12 protein-coding genes are annotated in these 23,242 nt (G+C 40.4%); 3 read left to right on the top strand and 9 right to left on the bottom strand.

Annotated features, from left to right (window positions below):
• Window positions 1-84 precede the first annotated feature (84 nt).
• The 6 genes from ACT3CD_RS01395 to ACT3CD_RS01370 form a co-directional block, all read right to left on the bottom strand.
• Window positions 85-1,512: a sulfatase-like hydrolase/transferase gene (locus ACT3CD_RS01395; RefSeq protein WP_444642209.1), complete on the bottom strand. Its 1,428-nt coding sequence runs from the start codon at window positions 1,510-1,512 to the stop codon at window positions 85-87.
• A gap of 46 nt (window positions 1,513-1,558) precedes the next feature.
• Window positions 1,559-2,437 (bottom strand): BT_3987 domain-containing protein, encoded by an 879-nt coding sequence (locus tag ACT3CD_RS01390; RefSeq protein ID WP_444642207.1) that lies wholly within the window; start codon window positions 2,435-2,437, stop codon window positions 1,559-1,561.
• An 83-nt stretch (window positions 2,438-2,520) separates the two neighbouring features.
• A complete protein-coding gene (locus ACT3CD_RS01385; RefSeq protein ID WP_444642205.1) occupies window positions 2,521-4,272 on the bottom strand; it encodes a RagB/SusD family nutrient uptake outer membrane protein in 1,752 nt (583 codons plus the stop codon).
• A gap of 108 nt (window positions 4,273-4,380) precedes the next feature.
• The gene (locus tag ACT3CD_RS01380) at window positions 4,381-7,368 is read right to left on the bottom strand and encodes a SusC/RagA family TonB-linked outer membrane protein (protein WP_444642203.1); all 2,988 of its coding nucleotides are present in this window, start codon (window positions 7,366-7,368) and stop codon (window positions 4,381-4,383) included.
• Window positions 7,369-7,428: 60 nt separating this feature from the next.
• Window positions 7,429-9,315, bottom strand: a complete 1,887-nt coding sequence (locus ACT3CD_RS01375; protein WP_444642202.1) for a RagB/SusD family nutrient uptake outer membrane protein — start codon at window positions 9,313-9,315, stop codon at window positions 7,429-7,431.
• A 32-nt stretch (window positions 9,316-9,347) separates the two neighbouring features.
• The gene (locus tag ACT3CD_RS01370; protein ID WP_444642200.1) at window positions 9,348-12,521 is read right to left on the bottom strand and encodes a SusC/RagA family TonB-linked outer membrane protein; all 3,174 of its coding nucleotides are present in this window, start codon (window positions 12,519-12,521) and stop codon (window positions 9,348-9,350) included.
• 599 nt (window positions 12,522-13,120) lie between these two features.
• Here ACT3CD_RS01370 and ACT3CD_RS01365 point away from each other — a divergent pair.
• The 3 genes from ACT3CD_RS01365 to ACT3CD_RS01355 are packed head-to-tail and all read left to right on the top strand — an operon-like array spanning window position 13,121 to window position 15,747.
• Window positions 13,121-13,915, top strand: a complete 795-nt coding sequence (locus tag ACT3CD_RS01365) for a thymidylate synthase (protein ID WP_444642198.1) — start codon at window positions 13,121-13,123, stop codon at window positions 13,913-13,915.
• A 9-nt stretch (window positions 13,916-13,924) separates the two neighbouring features.
• Complete coding sequence (locus ACT3CD_RS01360; RefSeq protein WP_444642196.1) at window positions 13,925-14,419, top strand: dihydrofolate reductase; 495 nt, start codon at window positions 13,925-13,927, stop codon at window positions 14,417-14,419.
• A gap of 44 nt (window positions 14,420-14,463) precedes the next feature.
• Window positions 14,464-15,747, top strand: coding sequence for an O-acetylhomoserine aminocarboxypropyltransferase/cysteine synthase family protein (locus ACT3CD_RS01355; RefSeq protein WP_444642194.1), 1,284 nt, complete (start codon window positions 14,464-14,466; stop codon window positions 15,745-15,747).
• A gap of 543 nt (window positions 15,748-16,290) precedes the next feature.
• Here ACT3CD_RS01355 and ACT3CD_RS01350 read toward each other — a convergent pair.
• The 3 genes from ACT3CD_RS01350 to ACT3CD_RS01340 all read right to left on the bottom strand — a co-directional run bounded on the left by ACT3CD_RS01350 (window position 16,291) and on the right by ACT3CD_RS01340 (window position 23,139).
• Complete coding sequence (locus ACT3CD_RS01350; protein WP_444642193.1) at window positions 16,291-18,453, bottom strand: hypothetical protein; 2,163 nt, start codon at window positions 18,451-18,453, stop codon at window positions 16,291-16,293.
• Between the two features lie 646 nt (window positions 18,454-19,099).
• A complete protein-coding gene (locus ACT3CD_RS01345; protein WP_444642191.1) occupies window positions 19,100-20,944 on the bottom strand; it encodes a hypothetical protein in 1,845 nt (614 codons plus the stop codon).
• A 92-nt stretch (window positions 20,945-21,036) separates the two neighbouring features.
• Window positions 21,037-23,139: a fibronectin type III domain-containing protein gene (locus tag ACT3CD_RS01340; RefSeq protein ID WP_444642189.1), complete on the bottom strand. Its 2,103-nt coding sequence runs from the start codon at window positions 23,137-23,139 to the stop codon at window positions 21,037-21,039.
• Window positions 23,140-23,242: the final 103 nt, after the last annotated feature.

Genomic DNA, 23,242 nt, shown 5'->3' with positions numbered 1-23,242 from the left:
GGCTGGTTTCATTTTAATACTGACTGAATAGCTGCACCAATTATTCTTTAAATTTTCAATTTAAACGAAGACGCACATTCAGAACTACCATGTATAATCTTTTCCATCATCACTATTCTGCCACGACTCAATGATACTATTCAATTGATCCAACATAGCATTTTTCAATTGCGCTTCGTGTTCAGACAGATCGTTTTGCTCACAAGAATCCACTTCCAGATTAAACAAAAAAGAGTTAGCTCCCATTTTTGGAATAACCAATTTATAATCGCCATTGATAAGCGCATACTTTTCAGTTTTCTTATATAATCGTTTATAACCAAAAGCTAATGCATTCTCACGTTTCAACTTCTTTCCTTCAAGAACAGGCAGGAAACTCTCGCCGTCAATAGGTAGTTTCTTTGTTTGTTTAAAATCTAATATATCCAGAATGGTAGGCAAATAATCCACATTACAAACAGCAGCATTACACTCGCCACTATTCAAATGACCTTTCCACATCATTAATGAAGGCACCCTGATGCCGCCTTCCCACACCTCGTGCTTAGTTCCTTTAAAAGGCCCAGCAGAAGCGATCCCTCGCCTGGTAATTGGTCCTTCGGGGCCATTGTCACTGGAAAAGAATATCACCGTATTTTCAAGCAGATTGTTTTGTTCTAAAAATGAAACCAAACGGCCAATTTGTTCATCCATGGCCGTAATACTCCCATACAGATGCTTCTGCTCTTCAGGTAATCCCGGATATTTTGCAAGATATTCAGGCCCGGCAACTACAGGTTCGTGCGGTGTATGAAACCAAATAGTAGCAAAAAAAGGCTTGCCGCTTTCCACCGATTTTTCGATAAAAGGAATGGTTCGATCCATAACAATGCGACTGTCATCACCATCAAGATTCTCAGTTACGACCACCCCGTTATGAATATACCGGGATCCACCCCACGAACCGTCTTTTGTAGAGCCGAAACCGTTCCAACCCTCCGGCGTTTTGGTTGGATTCCATGTAGGAACAGCACTTTTGGTGATAAAACATTCCTCGTAACCATGATGCCATGGAGGAGAATAGTAACCCCGTTTATCTATTGCATCGGGTTCAACCCAACCAAGGTGCCATTTACCAAATATTCCGGTAGCGTATCCATTTTTTTGTAGAATCTCGGCAATGGTCGTCTCAGCCACACGTAATCCACCGGTATGGGCAGCATAAATACCTTGTCGAAAAGGATCACGACCAGTAAGACAAGCAGCTCTGGATGGGCTACACAGAGGAGCTGCGGCATAAAATTGAGTAAACCGGATTCCGGAATTACTCATTTTATCGAGATGAGGGGTAATAATTTTAGTATTACCATTAAAGCCAACATCCCCCCAACCCAGATCATCGGCCATAATCATAATTACATTAAGCATTGTATGATCACCAACCACGTTCTCTCCATCTGTCTCATTTTGAGCTGCAACCAGTTGTGCTAACAAAATGAAACAGAACGCTACTATTGATATTTTATAGTTCATACGTGAAAGCTAAATTTCCATAAAACACTTACACACAAACAACATCTTAAAAATAAGTTGTGTCCCACTGAATTACATTATCAATAACTCGTTTCACAAAAACTAAAGTATCCTGAGCGTGATAGGTATTTCCGTTATAATCGAAAGTATAATCCAAATAGATATTGTGGTCATTTTCTCTGTCGAAAAACCCGTCTTCAACAGGCGTTATATCAATGGTACTTCCATCACCACTCGAAAACGCAATATTGTTATCGGCATCCATCGTTAAATCAAAGACCAGTTTTCCTGATCCTATAAGTACCGATTCACTTCTCACACTATTGGTTCCAACAGGTGTATTAGTAGTCAATTCAACAGCTTCGTTGCCATAAGATAATGTATCAACATCAGAAATCGCGATACCTTTATGATCATAAATTCCGACAGCATTACTTACATATTTAAAAGTAACAATGGTTACATCATTACCAATACTATCCGTTGATGCATCCACAATTCTGAATGCCAGCGCGTAAGTAGACGAAATGGCCTTTGGATCTGAAAAAAACTCAGCTTTCAGATTAATTTTCATCAAACCTAACATTGAACCCTGAGGGATGGTAATAACATTTGTCACACCGTCAAGCTTATTATTTTCCACATCATAAAGATCGGCCGGTAGCACCTCATACCCCGCATTTGTAACCAATGAGTCAACTAATTCATATTTCACCCATTCATCGCGATTATTCTCAATTTTTCCACCGAGAACCGCTCCAACCTGAATATAATCGTATTCGTCAATAATGACACTTCTATCCATACTGCTATTGGCAAAATAGGCAGTTGAATACTCATAATCACCATAATAGTCATCATACTTTTCACAAGAATATAAAGATAACAGCGCTATTATTGCCACGCAGATAACCGAATTTTTCATAATACAACATTTAATTTGTTTTGATCGTAAAAAACACAACTGATAAAATTTCATTTTATCGATTTTCAATTTTGATCACCAGGTTACCATCCATAATTTTGAACCAGAGCCTCTGATCTGGAGACCTCGTCATACGGAAGCGGCCCATAATAAGTGTTTTGAAGGTAACGACGTGACTCAACGTCTATCACGTTATATTCATATAATTCAACACCCAACGATGTATCACGAATAATCTCCATCCCAGTAACCGCCGCATTGATAACATCCAAAGGCTCCAGCCAACGACGCAAATCCCAATAGCGGAATCCTCTAAAGCAAAATTCAATACGTCGTTCGTTCTTTATTATTTCCCGAAACAGCTCTTTGGTTAAAAGTCCATTTGCGGCAAGCGAGTCGGTGTAATCCAAAGCATTATCGCCACCTCTGGCCCTTACTTTTCTGAATACATCGTAAGCAGAAAAATTCATATTTGGAAGAACTAACAGAGGATCAGTTCCAGCTTCATTTGCAGCCTCAATAAAATTCAGATACACCTCTTCGCGGTCCAACAATCGAACAAATTTAAATCCACTACTTGATTTCCCGTCCTTGACCCTGGGATCGCTATCGGTTGCGCAATCAACCGTAAAACGTTGCATGTAATATCCGGTTCTGGTGGCGTCATTTCTCAGTCCGCCTTTAGCATCAGCTCCGCCAACATATGTTTGTATCGTTTTATATCCGTATAAAGGATCTCCATTATGAACAATAAACTTTTCAAAACGAGCATCTCTATTTTCGTATGGATTTGTAAAATTATAGGTACTTGCATCGTCAACAATGGGCGTTCCGTCAGCCATTGGAAAAGCATCTACTAAACTCTGAGAAGGATTACAACGGCCAGAACCGTAGTAAGAAGGCGGGAAGTGTGAATTTTCCATATCGTTATTTTTTGACAATAACGTTTTCCAGATCACATCCACATGCTCTTCGTTGTTCTCATCACTTAAAGAGCCCAAATCCAATAAACCGCCATCCATCATAATGGCATCATAGGCAGCAGAAGCAGCACTCGTCCATTTCTCAACATCGTTTGTAGCATTGTAGGCCGGACTTGCAGCAAATAAGAGTACCCTGGATTTCAAGGCCAAGGCGGCCCGTTGCGTTGCCCTCCCTTTATACTGAACACTGGTAAGAACACTACTTCCGTCGTAGTAAAACGGACAATAGGCAATGGCAATATCAAGGTCTGCCAAAATAGAATCGACACATGCCTGATAAGAAGATCGTGGTATTTCAGTAATCTCATCAGTGCTATAAACATCCCTTAAAAGAGGGATCCCCAGCATTTTTGTTTTTGCAGCATCAACCGGTCCTGCATATTGTTTAAGCAATTCAGACTCGGACCAGGCTCTCAAAAAATGAGCTTCTCCAAAACGGTATAATTTTTCCTCTACCCGATTTGAAGGAATGGTATCTTCCATTTTGATAGGAATATCCAATCCATATGCGAGGTACTGGTTTATATTAACAATATTCCGGTAATGAAACTCCCACTTACCAATGGGATAATAGGATGCGCTTGCTCCGCCTGTGGCAAACCTGGTTACATCATTATTCTGCACCGAGTTATCTGATAAGTAATCATCCTCTATGCCATAAAAATCAGATGCATTATCGTTCACCCAGTCATAGACCTTATCCAAAACACCATGTGCATATTTACTGTTTGACCAAACATCCACATCTTCCTCATACCCTACATATTGAGGATCAATGACATCAGAACACCCCCCAGCAAGTGTTAATATTGTAATGCTTGCACAAACAATTTTAATATAATTAGTTTTCATAATTCTGAATTATTTTGAGTGGTCATAAAGAATTGAATAGATTAGCTGTTACTACTAAATTAAAAACTCCCAATGACTCGTTTCAACTGATTATTTTTAGAATTAAACCTAAAATGACAAATTAAATCCTAATGAAAATTCTTTAAACAATGGATAATCAGAATAACCTCCGTCAACAAACTCCGGATCACTGTTATCAAATTTAGACATCACGAACATATTCTTGCCACGTACAAAAACTTTTGCTGAAGATATAAACCAACGGCTGGTGAGTTTTGCAGGAACGTTATACGCCAATTCAGCATTTTCCAATCGGAAGAAATCACCAGGAACTAACCAATAAGTTGATGTACGATAATTGTTATCGCTGCCAAGCACCGTTAAACGGGGAGCCGATTTACCATTGGGCAACTCATCGTACATACTAACAGGACGGGAATCGAAACCGGAAATCTGATATTGGCTGTTTCCATTTAAATTAATGTCGTATCCGGCAAACCCAGCTCCATTTAAGTATAAGCTAAAAGCTTTATAGGCAAGCATGACATTAATTCCATAGTTAATCCGCGGATCACTATTACCAATCACTCTGATATCTTTGGTATCGACAATACCATCGTTATTCACATCCTGATATGCGATATCATCCTTGAATACATCGCCAACATATTGGTCTGCAGCCAGAGCCGCAGCATCTGTCGCAAATAATCCGTTATCAACCATTCCATAAATGGCATCGGTGGCATCACCTTCTCTCAGATCCTCAATATTAGAATAATTTGGTTCAGCATATTTGGTTCTCACAGCTTTAAAATAGCCAATATTTCCACCAATGCTATAACGTAAATTACCGATCAGGTTATTATAAGCCAATCCCAATTCAAAGGCATCTCCATCCTCTGCATTTTGATTGCGATAGGCATAATAAGAGCTTCCGCCCGCCATATCAAGCATAACGCCACGAGCAATCAAATCTGATTTTGTGGTATGGAAATAATCCATTTGAACGGTCAGTAAATTTCCAAACAAAACAGCATCCATACCAACATTGGTAGTTGTAATCACCGGCCAGTCGAGTCCTTTAGAAGCTGTTTGCGACTTATATGTAACTGCCGTACTTGAAGTACTACTTCCAACGCCGGTTAATTTGGTAAGGTCGGTAATCCGCCAATTGTCCAAAAAGGAATAGTAGTTATTAAAAGATGAAAGATAACCTTGTTGGCCCCAGGAGCCCCTTAATTTCAGATAATCAATTGTAGCACTTTCATGTAAAAACCCTTCCTCGCTCAAAATCCAGGATGCCCCAATCGTTGGGAATAACTTATAATTGTTTCCATCATTAAACTTATTGGTCCCGGCGTAATTTAGGATAATTTCAGCTGCGTATTTTTGCTTATAGGTGTAATTTGTTCTCAGATTAAAGCTATTGGAAACAAACCGGTCGATATTATCATCATCAAAATCATATCTGTACAAATAAGCGAGAAGTCCGGCATCAATAGCATGGTCGTTGATAACCTTGTTATACGACAGCAAACCTGAAAAATTATAACGTCTCCGAACGGAAGTACCCAGACTACTGGCACTCAGCTGAGGGTCAGCCCACGCTGTTTGATTGATTATCATGGTGTCTGCGCCGCCATATAAGGGTTCAAAAATCAATTCATATTCATCGCCATCGTTATTAATACCTATCTGCGATTGATTCCACACATCACCTGCTCCCCGAAGATTCAACGCGAGCCCCTTGGTTATTTGATCCAAATCGAAATTTAAGCCTAAATTAATACTCATAACACGATCCGTTTGATCAATATATCCGGCTTCATCCATCTCATATTTTAAATTTCTGCCATATTGCTGAGACGTAATGTAAATAGAGTCGCCTAACATAACCGGGAAGGCATTTGGAGGAATAGAGGTTACACTGCTCATTAAAGTACCACTACCAATCTGCGGCGTATGTTGATCATTGTATGATCCCATCAAACCCAAATCCATATCTAAAAAGTCGGTTAAGCGAACATCAAGATTCGTTCGGAAATTAAAATCCTCGCTGGTTCTTCGGTCCGATGAATTTTCCATACCCTGCATTCCATTGTAAGAGAAATTAGCAAAATACTTTGTACTATTTGTACCTCCTGTAATCTGAGCAGTATATTGTTGGCGTGTAACCATATCCCGGTACACCAAATCCTGATAATCGACATCCGGATATTTTACCGGATCGCTATGATTTTTATAAGCGTCAAGATCATTCTGGCTGTAAAAGGGATTCAAGCCATCACTGATTAGTGAATTGTTAATAGACTGCGCATAATTATAGGAATTCTGCATATCGGCCATTGAGGTTGGAAAACCATAATTAGTTTCAGCCTGTACCGTAATTTTTCGTGGACCTGCTACACCGCGCTTTGTTTTAAATTGCAGCAAACCTTCCGACCCGATTTCCCCCATAAAAGCAGTTGCAGAAGCCCCACGCATAAATACGACCTCATCGACTTCCATTAAACTAAGATTCTGAGTCATTGGCAACCCATCCACCAGAACCATAACATCATTTCCGTGATATTGCACGCTATAAGTTTCCAAACCTGGTCTTGAACCGGTCTGTTTTATCTGAAGACCCGGTATCAATCCGGTAAGCGCTTCATAAACCTGTCCGCTGGGATGTTTCTGTAACTGTTCGCCAGAAATACGAATTACGCTACCAGTCGAACTGTTCGGGCTTATTTTACCAAATGGAATATCAACATCATCAGCAGGATTAAAAAAGCCATTGCGTTGCATCACCACTTTACTATCCTTAACCGTACCACCATCTACTTCAACAATTGTTCTTTTATACCCTTCAAACTCGAAAGAAATATAATCGAACACTTTTGTTTTAATAGTAAATTCTCCGATTGAATCTGAAACAGAAACATTCCCCATACTGTTTAAAATTAAAACTCCGGCTAAGGGTTTTCCGAAGTCACTATAAACACGACCGGATATATCTATAGATTCAAATTGCTGCTTCTTTTGGGCATTTACCGTCATCGTAAATCCCGCAAATATTAGAAACATTAATACTATAATTCTATCTTTATTCATCTTATAACAGGGTGTTTTGAGTTCGTTTTTATTTAAACCACACTTTTTTCCACATCACATTTACCAACCCGGGTTTTGCTCAAATTCAGGATATTGATATACTTCCTCCGGATCAATCGGATAAAAATAATTTTTATCGGTAAAGGTTTTTTCAAGAGTTTCAATCTCATATTTTTCGAACCTATAACCTGTTGGATAGGTCGTTATATCATCATTCCAGGTAAGATGAATACCGTATGTTTTAGTTATTTGGTCCAACATATGCCAACGCAAAATATCAAACCAACGGTGCCCGCCTTCAAAACAAAATTCAATGCCACGTTCATTTCTCACCCTATCCATAAAACGGTTCGTATTTTGATACATAGAATGTAAATCAGGCATACCTACACGGTTTCGCACCTTATTAAGCGCAGAGAGTGCGGTATAAGCAGCACCTGTTCCATCGCTGGAATAAGCGGCGTTGATATTACCTCTGCCAGAAGCTTCGAACGCTGCTTCGGCATAGTTTAGGTAGGCTTCGGCAACTCTAAAATAAGGAATATTAAGCTCCACTTCTCGGGGACCTCCGTCAGCAACAGATGAAGATCCGCCTTTTGCCCAATACTTGCGCATCATATATCCTGTATGAGGATATGGGGTATTGGTTTCGGTTCTTTCATCTCCGGATGTGCCATCGGATCCCACTTCATATAATTCAACAATATTATCGGTTGATCCTATAGGCCAGTTAACGCCATTATAAATAATACTATTATAAAAACGCGGATCTCTCTTAATATAAGGATTTTGAGGGTTATAATCCGGATCATCAGTAATAGCAAGACCGTTTACCGTTTCATATTTTTCAACAAAATTTTCGTTTGGAGATAAACTGGTCGTAAGCGTATTGTTGTGCAAATAAGCCTTGCCACTATAATAAGTTAAATTGGTTGTATAACGTTTCCATGAGTTTCCTCCTGAAGCACGAACGCTCTCTCTATATACACTAAATAAAGTCTCAGGACTTCTGGTAACATAAAGAAATATTTTTCTGTAATCCATAATGCTTTCTATCTCAGGCTCGGCATAATCAGCATCGTTTACACTACTGACCCTGGCATTGATAGCATTTGAAGCATCAACTAACTCATGGTACGGATCCTCATTTTCAATAAATTTGATAAGTTGATCGGCAGCCTCTGCGGCCTCTTTCCATTTGGTCAAATCATTACCGGGATTATACGTTTTACTGGCTGCATAAAGCAAAACTCTCGATTTTAAAGCCAATGCAACCGATTTAACCGGTCGTCCGATATTATCAGAATCCCATTCCAAAGGCAAATACTGAAAAGCAAGCTCACAATCCTCTACAATTTTGGCGGCTGTTTCCTGATAAGAAAGCCGTTCATACCCCAAATAGCTATTTTGGTCCAAAGGTTCTGTAAAATAAGGCATTCCGCCGAAACGTTCCAGCATTTGGAAATAGCACATAGCTCTTATAAAATAAGCTTGACCCAACAACTGCTCTTGTTGTTCAGGCGTAATATCCTTGGGGGAATTAATTTCCTGAATTGTTCTATTGGCAATTCGTATACCTTGCCAACCCAAAACGTAGGGTGCTGTAAACTCGACTATACCATTTCCATTGTCTCCAAAAATATTATACTTATAACCAAAGTACTCCATCCAGGCGCCACTTTTAAATTCAGGAACCCGATCCCTGTTTGTTGAACCTTCGTCACTAAATTGAGAAACATGGGTATGATTTTTACCCGAAGAAAAGGTTTCAGTGGCATCAACAAGATACAATTTTGTATAACCATCTTCCAGATAACGCCGCATATTGTAATAACTTCCAAACACCTCTGTTTCATCAATAGAATCAGTAATCTCCCTTTGATCCAGGTAGTCCTCACAACTTGACATTAGCACCACAAGTGAAATAAATATAAAATACTTTCTCATTGTATTAACATTTTATGTTTTCAGAAAACTGTTTAGAAGTCTAATTTAAATCCCAATGTATACCGTCTCATTATAGGGTAATTATTAGGCCCTGATAATTCCGGATCACCAACATCAATATCTGAAAATGTTAAAAGGTTATAACCCGAAAGCGTCAATCTCAGTTGATCAACGCCAAACCGATTTTTTTTGATATTAAAGCTATAAGCTATTTCAGCATTTTTAATTCTGAAATACGAGGCATCCAATAGTTGAAATGTGCTGGCTTGATTAATTCGGCTATATCCATCGCTAATAGCATGAAGTGTAGGATAAGAAGCATCCAGGTTCTCCGGCGTCCAATAATCGGAATGGATGTCTCTGGCACCAACAGCCAATTCACTCCGAAACGGTACCAGGTAACTACTCCCATTAATGCTACGGGACCCAACTCCAGTGGCAAATATTTTGGCACTCCAATTCTTGTATTGCCCACCAATGGTTATTCCATATTGTGTTTGCGGAAGCTTTGGCGATCCATAATAGATTTTATCTCCTTCCGACTCAATCATGCCATCACCATTGTAATCGACATACATCAAATCTCCGGGCTGCCATTGAGTTCCACCAAAACTTGGCGTCACATAATTAAGAACCTCATCTATACTATTTAAATAACCATCGGTAATATAAACTTGATTGGTGCCAATGGGTTTTTCTTCCTGCGATTGGTATTCAGGCGTTTCGGAAGGTTCACTGGCAACAACCACCCTATTTTCGTTAAAACCGTAAGTTAGCCGAACATAATAGCTTATTCCGTTTTTAAGCGCTTCTGAATAATTAAGTGAAATTTCGTAACCATGTTTTTGAACCTCTCCAATATTTGCATCTTTAAATGTTGCCGTTGAACCATAATAAAGAGGAATGGTATTAGATGGATCCAGAAAAATATTTTCACGTTTTTCGTTAAAAAGCTCAACACTACCACTAATCCTCTTGTTAAACAGAGCAAAATCGACGCCCAGATTTTGTTTGGTGGCAGTTTCCCAGGTTGCATTTGGGTTTCCAACCTCATCTTCTCTCACATAGCCGCCCTGATCTCCAAAATACTCACCAAAGTACATATCTCCATACCCTTCAGCTTTTGTACCATCAATATCATCGCCTTTATCGGCATAAACAAAAGAGCCGAAATACATTCTCTTGGTAGAGCCAGCTTCACTTCCCGATTGTCCGATACTATAACGCAGCTTAAGCTGGTTTAAAAAATCAAATTTGTCTTTTACAAAAGATTCTTTGGCTATATCCCAACCTATGGATCCGGAAGGGAAAAAACCAAATTGATTTCCCGGCAAGAAACGATCGGTACCATTGTAGGCCCCACTTAATTCCATTAAATATTTTTTTCTGAAATTATAAGTGGCACGTCCCACCCAATCTTCTTTATAGTCTGGAAAATTACTGCCGGAAACTCTTTTACTTCTACTCCAAAGCCCTAAAGCTGAAACATGGTGACTTCCAAAAGAACGTTTATAATCAAATTGAACATTATAATAATAACGATCACTTTTTGATTTTGCGTCTTGACTACTTAACTGCGCTTTTTGTTGAATATCCTCATCGTTGCTAAGATTCGACCACGAACCGTCAGGCGCCAACACATACTGCTCAGCACTATAATCAACATCTTGAGTATAGGCATAATTAGCAGACAAATTGTACCGACCTGAAACCGATAATCCTTTAGTAATAAAATCGAGTTTTTGCTTTAACACGAAATTGGCGGTTAATACATTTCGCCTAATTGCAGTGACCCCATTTCCATATAAGGACATATACGGATTGTCGCTATTTGTAAATTCAGAATTACCGGCATATCTGATTTGCCCATACGCCGGCGCAAAAGGATTTGAATCAGGATATGAATCCAAAATGTCAGACGGATAATATGTGGGTGTTGCCCAGGATGGATACTCAAACATATTATTCATGATCTCATCCAAATCACCACTTTCATTTTGTTCCTCAAAACGGCCTGCAAAATCGGTGCTGAACGTTGTTGTAGGAGAAATTTGAAAATCAAGATTCGTACGATAAGTTACTTTATGAAAATAATTTTGTGAATCGTAAGGCAACTCAAAATCGCCCTTTTTAAAAGCATCACCTTCGTAGGAATACCCCACCGTTGTAAAGTAATTAACCAAATCACTTCCGCCTGAAACCGTTATATTACTTCTTGAAGCAAATGCGAAGGAGCGCACTGTCTCGTCGTACCAATTTACATCAGGATAGATATAAGGTAAATCCTGATCCTTGTAATGCTGAAGTGCTTCATCACTCGTTAATTTACTCCATTGGTTATCGTTTTTGGCAGCAACATTATACAGAGAATGCGAGTCGTAGGAACCCAGCAAATCAAGAGGTTCGGTGGGCTGTTTCAGTGTAAAATCGGCATTAACGGAGACTCTGGCTTTTCCTTTATGACCCCGTTTGGTTGTAATAATAACAACACCATTAGCACCTTCAACACCATAAACAGCAGTTGCAGCTGCATCTTTCAATATACTAACCGAAGATATTTCTTCAGGATCCATATATTCAAAACCACCCTCTATTTTTATTCCATCAACAACAACAAGTGCCTTATCATCATTTAATGAAGAGCGCCCCCTGATGTAGAGGTCCGATTGGTCAGCGCCAGGCTGTCCGCTGGTTGACATTGACAGTAAACCAGGAGACAAGCCACTTAATGCGGCTGAAACATTTGATGCCCCAATTTTTTCAATATTCTCCCCACTAACCTGATCAATTGCCGAAAGCAAACTCTCCTTTTCCTGAACACCATATCCTACAACAACAACTTCATCGATATTAATAGCACTAGAGGTCATCCTTACATAGAGCTTCTTATTATTATCCGTTACTTTTATTTCGCGACTTACCAACCCGATAAACGAAAAAAGTAATGTAGGTTCATTACTCTTAGTAACAAGTGTAAAATTCCCATTCACATCTGTGATCGTCCCATTAGTCGTTCCCTTTTCTATTACCGTAACGCCTATAATAGAGATCCCCTCATCATCAATAACCTGCCCCTCAATAGTCAAACCAGATAGCGCATTTCTATTTTCCTGTGCGTATCCGGAGTTAACTGTCAACAATAGTAAAATGACAATTAGGTAACGAAGATGATTTTTCGCCAAACGAAATAAACCGTGCATTTCCATATATAAAAATTTGATCTGTTAAATAATTTTGTTCTTTAATAACTAATAAGTCTGTTAACAAGACTTAAGATCATCGATTTGCAATCAAACTCATAATATTACATGTGTTGTCAACCATTTAAACAGCTTGTCTTCCACTAAAAAACAAGAAACGGCCAGATATCGTTTTACAAACTTTAATTTCATTTATCATCCTTTTAATATTCATACAAAATACTTTATCTACCTTCACAAAAATATGCTCAATAAACAAAAACACTTTGTCCTAATACTTCAAATATGTGGCATATATATAACAAGTTGTCACAAGTGTCTTATTTTGGAACATTGGTGATAGTATTCCGCTACTAACAGACTATCATTATCGTTTATTGGCTGATATAGTGCTGGCAAGAAAAATCCAGCTTCCGCATTATGCTAGTGCTCAAAAAAGTCATATACCACAATAGATTCATATTTTTTTTGGACTTCGCAGCCCCGGATTTGAATTTTCCAATTCAAACGCCTGACTTTATAGGCAGGCACGAATTAGTATAATAGCACTGCTTGATAATATTTAAAATGTTTAAATTTACCCTCTCACAAAAAAGACAGAATCCATGCAAGCATATCTCGACCTCATAAAACGAGTGCTAAAGGAAGGCGTTAAAAAGGAAGACCGCACAGGCACGGGCACCATCAGCGTATTTGGTCATCAGATGCGGTTTAACCTGGAAGAAGGTTTCCCATTGGTTACGACCAAAAAAGTACATTTAAAATCCATTATTTATGAACTGTTATGGTTTCTGCAAGGGAGCACCAATGTTTCCTACCTTCAGAATAACGGGGTAAAGATATGGAATGAATGGGCCAAAGAAGATGGGGAGCTGGGGCCAATTTATGGTTACCAATGGCGTTCGTGGCCCGACTACAAAGGAGGTAATATCGACCAGATAAAACAGGTCATCGACTCAATACAACACAACCCCAATTCGCGCCGTCATCTGGTTAGTGCCTGGAATGTTGGGCAGATAGACGACATGCAATTGCCGCCATGTCACATCCTGTTTCAGTTTTATGTAGCCAACGGCAGGCTGAGCTGCCAGCTCTATCAGCGCAGTGCCGACATCTTTCTCGGAGTTCCCTTTAACATCGCGTCATATGCGCTGCTCACAATGATGGTAGCGCAGGTAACGGGTCTTAAACCGGGTGATTTTGTACATACACTGGGCGATGCGCACATCTACACCAACCATATTGAACAGGTAAAACTGCAAATCAGTCGTGAACCAAGGCCATTGCCCACGATGACCATTAACCCGGCTGTTAAAACAATCGACGCGTTTCAATACGAAGACTTTGAACTATCCAACTACAATCCGCACCCGCATATCAAAGGTGCCATCTCGGTATAAACAACATCTATGAAAATTACAATCATCGTTGCCATCGACGAACAGCTGGCCATTGGATTTAAACATGATCAGCTGGCTTACATCAGCGGCGACCTGAAACGTTTTAAACGACTAACCACCGGCCATGCCATTGTTATGGGGCGCAAAACCTTTGAGGCATTGCCCAAAGGCGCACTTCCAAACCGCCGAAACATCGTGCTCACGCGAAACAAAGAACTTAAACTTCCCGGCTGCGAAATGGCAACAACAGCAAAAGAAGTTGTTAGCCTTTGTAAAAATGAATCCAGGTTATTCGTTATTGGTGGCGGCGAAATATATAAAATGTTCATGCCGCTGGCCAACCACCTCCTCATCACACACATTCATCACTCCTTTAGAAATGCCGACACCTGGTTTCCTGATATCAATTACGATGATTGGGATATGGTAGAACAGGAAGGCCCGATGACCGATGAAAAAAACGGATTAACCTACAGCTATGAAAATTTAAAAAGAAAAGATTAAAGACCCGTCATTTTATTATAGCATCAAAAAATTGAACAAAAAATATGTCAACACAAAAACAAAGTAAAGAAACCATCTGCGTTCAGGGTGGATGGCATCCGGGCAAGGGAGAACCCAGGGTATTACCCATTTATCAAAGCACCACATTCAAATATGAGACCAGCGAGCAAATGGCACGCTTGTTCGACCTTGAAGAAAGTGGCTATTTCTATTCCAGATTACAAAACCCCACCAATGACGCGGTGGCAGCAAAAATAGCCGAACTGGAAGGAGGCGCAGCCGCGATGCTCACCAGTAGCGGACAGGCAGCCACCTTTTTCACCATCTTTAATATCTGCTCAGCCGGCGACCATGTGGTTAGCTCATCAGCAATATATGGCGGCACCTTTAACCTGCTGGCCGTTACCATGAAAAAAATGGGGATTGAGAGCACCTTTGTCAACCAGGATGCTTCAGAAGAAGAGATAGCAGCCGCCATTCGGCCCAACACAAAGCTCCTGTTTGCTGAGACCATCAGTAACCCCGGAGTGATGGTTCTCGACATTGAAAAATTCGCTCGTGTGGCCCACAGCAATGGCATACCTTTAATCATTGACAACACATTTGCCACACCTATTAACTGCCGGCCCATTGAATGGGGCGCCGATATCGTCACCCATTCAACCACAAAATACATGGATGGCCATGCAAGCAGCGTTGGCGGCGCCATTGTTGACAGTGGAAATTTCGACTGGAATGCCCATGCCGATAAATTCCCGGGACTCACCCAGCCCGACCCGTCGTACCACGGCATCACCTACACCGAAACCTTTGGCAAAGGCGCCTTCATCACCAAAGCGGTGGTGCAATTAATGCGCGATTTGGGTGCCATTCAGTCGCCTCAAAATGCTTTCCTGATCAACCTGGGGCTGGAATCAATGCACTTACGCATGAAGCAACATTGCAACAATGCCCAAAAGATTGCCGAATACTTACAAAACCGACAAGAAGTGGCATGGATTCATTATCCCGGTTTAAAAAATGACACCTACTACAACCTCGCCCAGAAATATCTGCCCAACGGCTCATGTGGCGTATTGTCATTTGGCTTAAAAGGCGGACGCGAAGTCGCCATTAAATTCATGGATAACCTGAAGTTGGCCGCCATCGTGACCCATGTGGCCGATGCACGTACTTCGGTGCTGCATCCGGCCAGTCACACACACCGCCAGTTAACCGACGAACAGTTGATAGCTGCCGGCGTGGCACCTGATTTAATCCGTTTTTCAGTAGGCATCGAAAATGCGGATGATATTATTGCAGATATTAAACAAGCTTTAGAAGCCTGATAAATAAACGCATATATTAAATGCTTACCAGAAGCGTCCGACTTCTGCGCTACGTTAGTCCTCAGAATGGTCAATTACGGGAGTAAACTCACATTTTCAGGACTTCACAAGCCTTGAAAATTTCTTGCTAACACCATTTCAGTTCCGTGTGACCAGTCATTGTCACACGGAACTTTTAATTTTCGCAGACCGTCATAAATTACTTCTTTCAAAACACAATCTTTGTTTGTTTCCTTAATCTCCGAAGCTTCAACTTTTAAAGAATCAAGCATTACAGAACCGGGAAAGTTGAGTCCTTCTGTTTACATATTAATTGTTGCCTGTTTTGATTAATTTTTCTTGCTTCTGAAGAGCATATAAAACCAATAGGAACAGACCGATAATTAAACTTGAAACACACATCTTTTTAATACCTTCATATGATTATAATTTATTTTTTAAGGTCATATGGAACTCGCCGGAATAATCATACTTCTGTGTGTAAAACAATTTCCATGACTCGTTTCATAAGATATGCGTTAAAGATTCAAATAACCTGAAATATCATTTCGATGTCAGGGAAATACTATCACCTTTTAGTTCTATCACATCCGAATAATCCGCTGTAATAATCTCAATTTTATTTCTTTCCCTATTCACTTTAAACGGTTTATCCAGATTTGTCAGTTGATGTACCACGATGAATTTTGTTGCTTTACATACCCGTCGGATAATAAGTACTGGCTTGGAGATCCTTTTTATGTTCTCAGGCGTATCATCCCATCCATTGCCGACAAACATCGGTGTGTTTGTTGCAAAAACCTCAGTCCCCTCTTCGCCTCCAACATTTATTATGACACGTTTTTCATCCTCATCGGTAAAACCACCCTGCCAGGATTCATTAACGAAACCTTTCTTACCTTTTCTCAACCAGGAATTACCTTCTTCCTTTGATTCAGAATCTATCGGTTCCAGTTTGTAATCCTTATTAAAATCATCATAATCTTCCAGATCTATTTTTGTGTAAAATTCAAAGCGGCCTTCATCATGTAAAATATAGTCATAAGTGTGAATATCATCACTGACACAATCGAATATATCAACAAGATAGTTGGGAGTTATTCCCAGTGTTCGTCTTTGGGTTACACCATTATAGATCGATCCCTCAAGCGAGACTGTTTTCATTCGGCCACTATCTTCAATCTCAGAAAAAACAATATCGTTGAATTCTTCAACGCGCTGAGGGAGTTGATACCTTCTCTTATCGGGTCCTTTTTTATCGACTACCACCGTATTATGCCCTAAACTGTAATGCGAAATTGGGGTTTTATTACGATTGTTTCTTGAAGGTTTTGGGGCTAAATAGTTCCAGCTTAAATCCCAGTCAAGATATATCATTTTCCCGTTTACAAAGAGGTCTATGTGGAAAGGATCATCGTTTCCGTGGTATTGTGTGGTATTACCATTTCGAACATGTAGGATATTACTTTTACCATTCCAATACTCTTCACCCTCCACAGTGCTGATCAAAGCATGTCCAAACCTCTTAAATACCGAGCTTTTGAATGATGGAACCGCTTCGTTTTCCAAAGGTATTCCATGAGTAAGCGTATTGTCACCCCACACAGTCACATCCAAACAAAAACGATCTTCTTGCTTGTTAATCACCCATGCATATCTTGGGTCTTTGTAGGCCTTATAAAAAATTTCAAATTTGTTTACCACGCGATCCGACGGATCATCAAACAGATATCCTCCAGAATATTGATTCTTAACTATTTCTCCATTTGAATTTGTGATAGCACGATAAGCTGCATCTCCATTCGAAACTAATAAACCCTGGGGATAGCATATTTCGAACAATCCGTCAATTATACCTTTCATTGAACCTCCACCTGGAGATACATAATGGTATAAATCCTCATACTCATTCATCCTTGAAGCTTCAGCCAATAAACTCATAGCACATAATACATAGTGGATGGTGTAATTCGTTGGTTCAGGCCAAAACTTACCATCCCGTATTTTATTTTCAAGAACAGTTTTAAAGCCAAATTTACCGTTAATAGAGCGTTCAATAGCTTCTTCATTTGATGTTAAAAATCCCATGACCCCCATTGCTGATATACCCCAAAACTGAGTATTCCCCAATCGCCCAATAAAGTTATCCTCATATTGAAAATACTGTCGGGTAATCTCTTCAAAACGGATCATTAAGGCATCCTTGATCGAGCTCATCAGTGGATGGTTTTTGACCATGTCCCATGCCCAGAAATAATTCATTCTAGACATCCCCCATGACCAGATTGCCTTGCTGACCGGCAACCCTAATTTATTGAAGGGGGTTTCCATCTTGTCCAACTTAAATTCATTTATCAGATGCTTTTTAATCTGAATCAAATTTGTGTCTTCACCAGTTAGCCGGTAATATATTGCTATATATTTCAAATATTGTCCGGTTGACCATTGGCGCCAGCTGCCCCTCCAATGACTATTAAAATACTCATCTTCTGACCTACAAGCATTATTCTTTAAAACTTCAAAACGTTTCTTTGCCCAATCAAAACGTTTTATATTTTCTCTTATTCGTTCAAAATCCTGCTCATTCAAAAAAAGCTTTTCATCACCACCAATTATTGGAGGTGTTGAATTCATCCTACACCCAAATGGAAAAATAAGCGCTCCAGCTGAAAATAAACCTAACTTCGCAAATTCTCTTCTTTTCATAAATTCCTAATTTATTATTCACTCTCACCCTAAACTAATATTACCTGAATGATTTATAATACTAACTTATTCTACACCATCATGCGATACCAGCAACACTTAAAACCATTAAAGCTTTAATATTTACCGCCATCGTATTCTTACCACTTTTTAATAAAACAGATGCAATGCATGAAACAAGCAAAAGTACAGGCACAAGGATTAAATAAAGTCTTCCATCTATTAGTAGTAGGTTAATTCAAAATTAAGATTACTTAACAGCTTCAACAATGCCCATTGTTCCCAGTTAATAGTAAAATCGTTACTTACTGGCACGTATGTTACTAAAAACAATATTCGTGCTAAGGATAACCTCTGGCAGTTAATACAATCAAATATAAAAGTTGTAAAATATTAATAATTAGCCGCCCCTTAAAAAACACATATAGTTCTATTGGTCAGGAAATAACATTTAAAACATCTCTAAAAAAAGTGCTAGATTTAGTTGTTTAATGAAATACCCCTTGCAGATTTTATAGTATTATCAGAGAAGCAATTTTGTTAAATTCCTTTCGGAGAAAAAGCAACGGGTTTCAGTTCCGTTTGACCAGTCATTGTCACACGGAACTTTTAATTTTCGCAAACCGTCATAAGAATAATTCAGAATTCAAAAATGACCCTCAAAATTTAAGCGATCCTTTCCTCGTTCCAACTTCATATCGAAAACATAACTATAGGAAAGATTAACGGAATAATTGGTAGTATGCCCACGTTGAGCCTGATTATTAACCATTGCAAGGCTTAAATTAAAATTATGTCGTTTTTTTAGCGCATAACCACCCGTGAGCCTTAAATTAACAATATTTGCAATGGCATCATCGGCATTAAACGAGTTACTGTAGGTACCGGTAAAAGCCGTACGGAACTGTTTCACAAAAACTTTTTGCACCGACACATTGTAACTGAGCACGTGCATAGTCATCCCGGGCATACTATTCTGATTATGATTAACCGTGGCGGCCATACTTAAACGTGAGGGCGTAACGGCAAACAGATACGAAAGTGTTGAATTATAAATCCGGCTACCCACATACCGACGATCATCGCTCTGCTGTTCGGAGGCCTCCTGGCAGGAAAAAACGGCGTTCAGATTCTGCCGCTGCTGTTCTGTTGCCCGCAAAACATAACCAGCATTGACGGACAACGACCTGTTTAGCTGCGTAAAGCTAAGCGTATCAAGATCCTGGTACTCATTTGACCGTGTTACTTCGTCATAAATATCTTTAATGTGCATATACGACTGAACATTAGAAAAGGCAACACCCAACGACAACCGATTAGTGACCGGCGCCGAAATATTGGCCGAATAAATAGCCCGTTTGGCCGTATTGGTTTTCTGATTCTCCAAATTATCGCGTTGGTAGCCCGCATCAAGTCCAATAGTCACTTTTTTATAGAGAGTAGAAGACAAATTTGCCGTTATATTCTCAAAGTCGTTGGTGAAATAATAGGCCCCAAAAGTAGTATAATTGGGTTGCACTCTTTCGTAAGATGCGCCAATACGGCCCAACGAAGTAGTTTGCGCAATGGCCATTTTGAAAGCATGATGGACAGTCACATCGCCATTACCATTAAAAAGATGATCGCCAAAATCAGTTGCCAGGCTATCGCTGCTACTAATATCACGATTAATGGCGCTTACCCCATATTCGCCCATCATGAGAAATCCATTTTCCGTGCGATAACTAAGGCGCATGCTTCCAGCCAGGTTATCCCCCGGCTTCACACCTTCAAAAGCCGGATCGTCAGTCCAATCAATGGAGCTAATCTGATCTTTGGCTTTAAAAACATTAACCGACACCGCCAGCCGGTCTCCATCATATCCAATCATAATGCCCCCGCCCATGCGCCGAGGTGAAGGCGTTTGTTCGCCAATACTATCGACCGACACCGCTTTCCTGAAACGACCATAAAGAGCAGAAAAACGAAATCCGTTATCAGGCGCCAGTTCCACCCCTCCGCCCAAAAACTCATGACCAGACAAGGTATAAGGCGAAAACGACATGGCCCCATAACCCAGATGCGTAGTAATCCACCGATACGAAGGAGACAAAGAAAAGCGATTGAAAGGTTGCGGTAAACTGGCCGTCGCCTGGTTATTGGTATAGGCAAACGAAAAAGGCAACTGAATGACCCCAAACAAAGAGGCGTTAAAATTACCTGATAAATAACAGGCGTAATCATTCCCCATTGCGACTGAATCTGGCGAATAATAAGCTATCTGGCTCACATTAAAGCCCCCATTTGTAATTAGCATAGGGGCTTTAACCACTTGCTCAACATCCTGACTGAATGCCCGGACATTCATCAAAACAAACACTAAAAAAGTAATTAGCACGCGCATGAGAAACCCCACCTCTGCCATATGCTTGTCTTCAAAATGGTCCTTTACCATTGCAAATTCAAACTTTTCGGACTTCGCAAGCCTCAAAAGTAAAGATTTCTTATCCACCACGATAGTTTTCTTGCAAGCACTAATTATAATACGGCAAGGATTAGGCATACCTAAATGGTTAATATTAAACAGGTAAAAAAAGTCAGCTTTTAAAATTCAACAGTAACAGGCAAACTCATGGGCGAGACTGAGCCATCGGTGTACACGGCATTAGCCCTGTATTTATAAACCGTACCCGGACTCAAAACCGCATCAACAAATACGTCTTCAACAGAATTTCCATAAAGACGCATGGGTTTATCGCCCTCACTTCTGTAAACCACCACACGTGCCACTTTTTTAGAACAGGTAATATTCCATTGCAATATCACACGATCAATTCGTTGAACAAAACTCAATTGAATACCTTCGGGTGAATCACCCGATAAACGAATAAAACCCTGGTTAGATGCAGGGGACAATAAGCCGCTCTCATCTTCTGCAATCACATAATACGAATACGCATCGCCTTTCACGGCCGTCTGATCCTGATAGATGGAGATCTCCTCACGGGTATCCGACAGGTTAGCCAGACGAACAAACAGAGTGTCCGACGCCTTTTTCCGATAAATAGAATGATTCGCCACATCGTCACTCGAGCTGTTAACCCATTTCAACGCAACCCCCTCCTTCGTCTCCGACACCGATAACAGCCTTGGTGCCACAGGCGCAATAACATCGGGCCGTTGCAACTCCAGACTCTCTGAAAAAGAGGACTGATTTTCACGAACGTCAATGGCTGTCACTTTATAATATACAAAACGTGTCAGCGTATGAATATTGACAAAATCGCGAAATACAGTATCATTTACGACCGACGGCGTCGCCAATAAATACTCAAATGAAGGATGGTTTGACATATATACCCTATAACCCTGCAGATCGGTCTCGCCATTGGGCAGCCAGCTAATTGTCACAACACCCAAAGAATCCACCTTTCCTGTTAATCCAACCGGCGCTACAGGCGGAAAACTGTCTACCCGCGCCGCATAGATTGTCTCCGGTGTTATCATTTCCCCGGTCTCATCATAAACCGACACCAGGTAATAATTGGTCATATCAGGCATTGAATCAGTAAAAAAACGCTGTTGCGGATCACGCCCATTTAAAACAACCTTTTTATGAGTCTTAGGGCCCGTGGAACGATAAACCTTAAAACCCGTAATATAAGGATTCATATCCGCCGGATACTCCCAGGTCAATCGCACCTGCTTATTATCAATCACTTCTTTATTCACCACCACAGGCGCCCTGGTGATATGCCGACGACCACTACCATATATGGAATCAGAAGGCGGTCCCAACTCACCAAAAGCACTAACCCCCCTTACCCTGTAATAAAATACTGTTTGATTATCAGGCAACGTGTCTGTATGATACATATAATGAGCCGACACATCGTCGTCGGTCAACTGCACCATAGCATTATCACTCACCCGATCGAAAGTATTACCGTCATCGCCAGAGCGCTCCAACACGTAACTACTATAAATATGATTAAGATAAAAGATATTCCATGACAACGACACTTTCTTGTCATCCCACAGGGCGACAGGCGGCTGAGGCCTGGGCAAAGGCTGAAACTCAGACAGCCCTGTAAAGACCGACCCGGTATCAACAGCCAGTGAGTCGGGACAAGAAATAAATACCCTGTAAAGATATTTTTCATTGGGTCTGACAGATGCATCAGTCATGTATAAACCCGATAACCCGGCGGCTACCAATGACTGATCTGCTGCATACATAGCAAAGCTATAACGATGCTGCTCCTCCTTATACATCTGATACACAACATGCGGGTTGCCTCCACTGCTAATCCCCTTATAAAGCGAATGGAACAGACACTCGGCCGCTATGCTCACATATTTGTCATCGGCAAAAGGCTCCCATTTCTCCAAAGGTTGTGGATGCACCGGATCGTTAAGCAATAATAAGCCCTCGATTGTGTCCGGTATCTGACCATCACGAAGCACGGTATAACGCTCTACCATGTAACCATATTGGTTACCCAACCGCCATACCGCAGGTGAAGAAGGTGCCCACCTCAATAATATTGCGGAATCCCGCGGACTACCCAACACTTTTACTCCTGCTGTTTGGGCGCTGCTTTCAAATATTGCTACAAAATAAAAAAAGAGAAAAAAAGAGAAAAAGAGAAATACTACAACCCGGGATGGCTGACTGACAGGGGGTAAAGTTAATGCATGACTCATAATATCTGGACTTGCTGGGTTAAAAGTTGAACAATTCGGCTACAAGCTTTATTTGCAAGCACTAAACACGACGCGTATTAAACCAAAAATAAATGGCAGCAGA

It is taken from the genome of Geofilum sp. OHC36d9 (genome assembly GCF_052400685.1).
Taxonomy (GTDB): Bacteria; Bacteroidota; Bacteroidia; order Bacteroidales; family Marinilabiliaceae; genus CAZHHH01.
The sequence above is the reverse complement of the archived record's forward strand: the minus strand, read 5'-3'. Positions and strand labels throughout refer to the sequence as shown.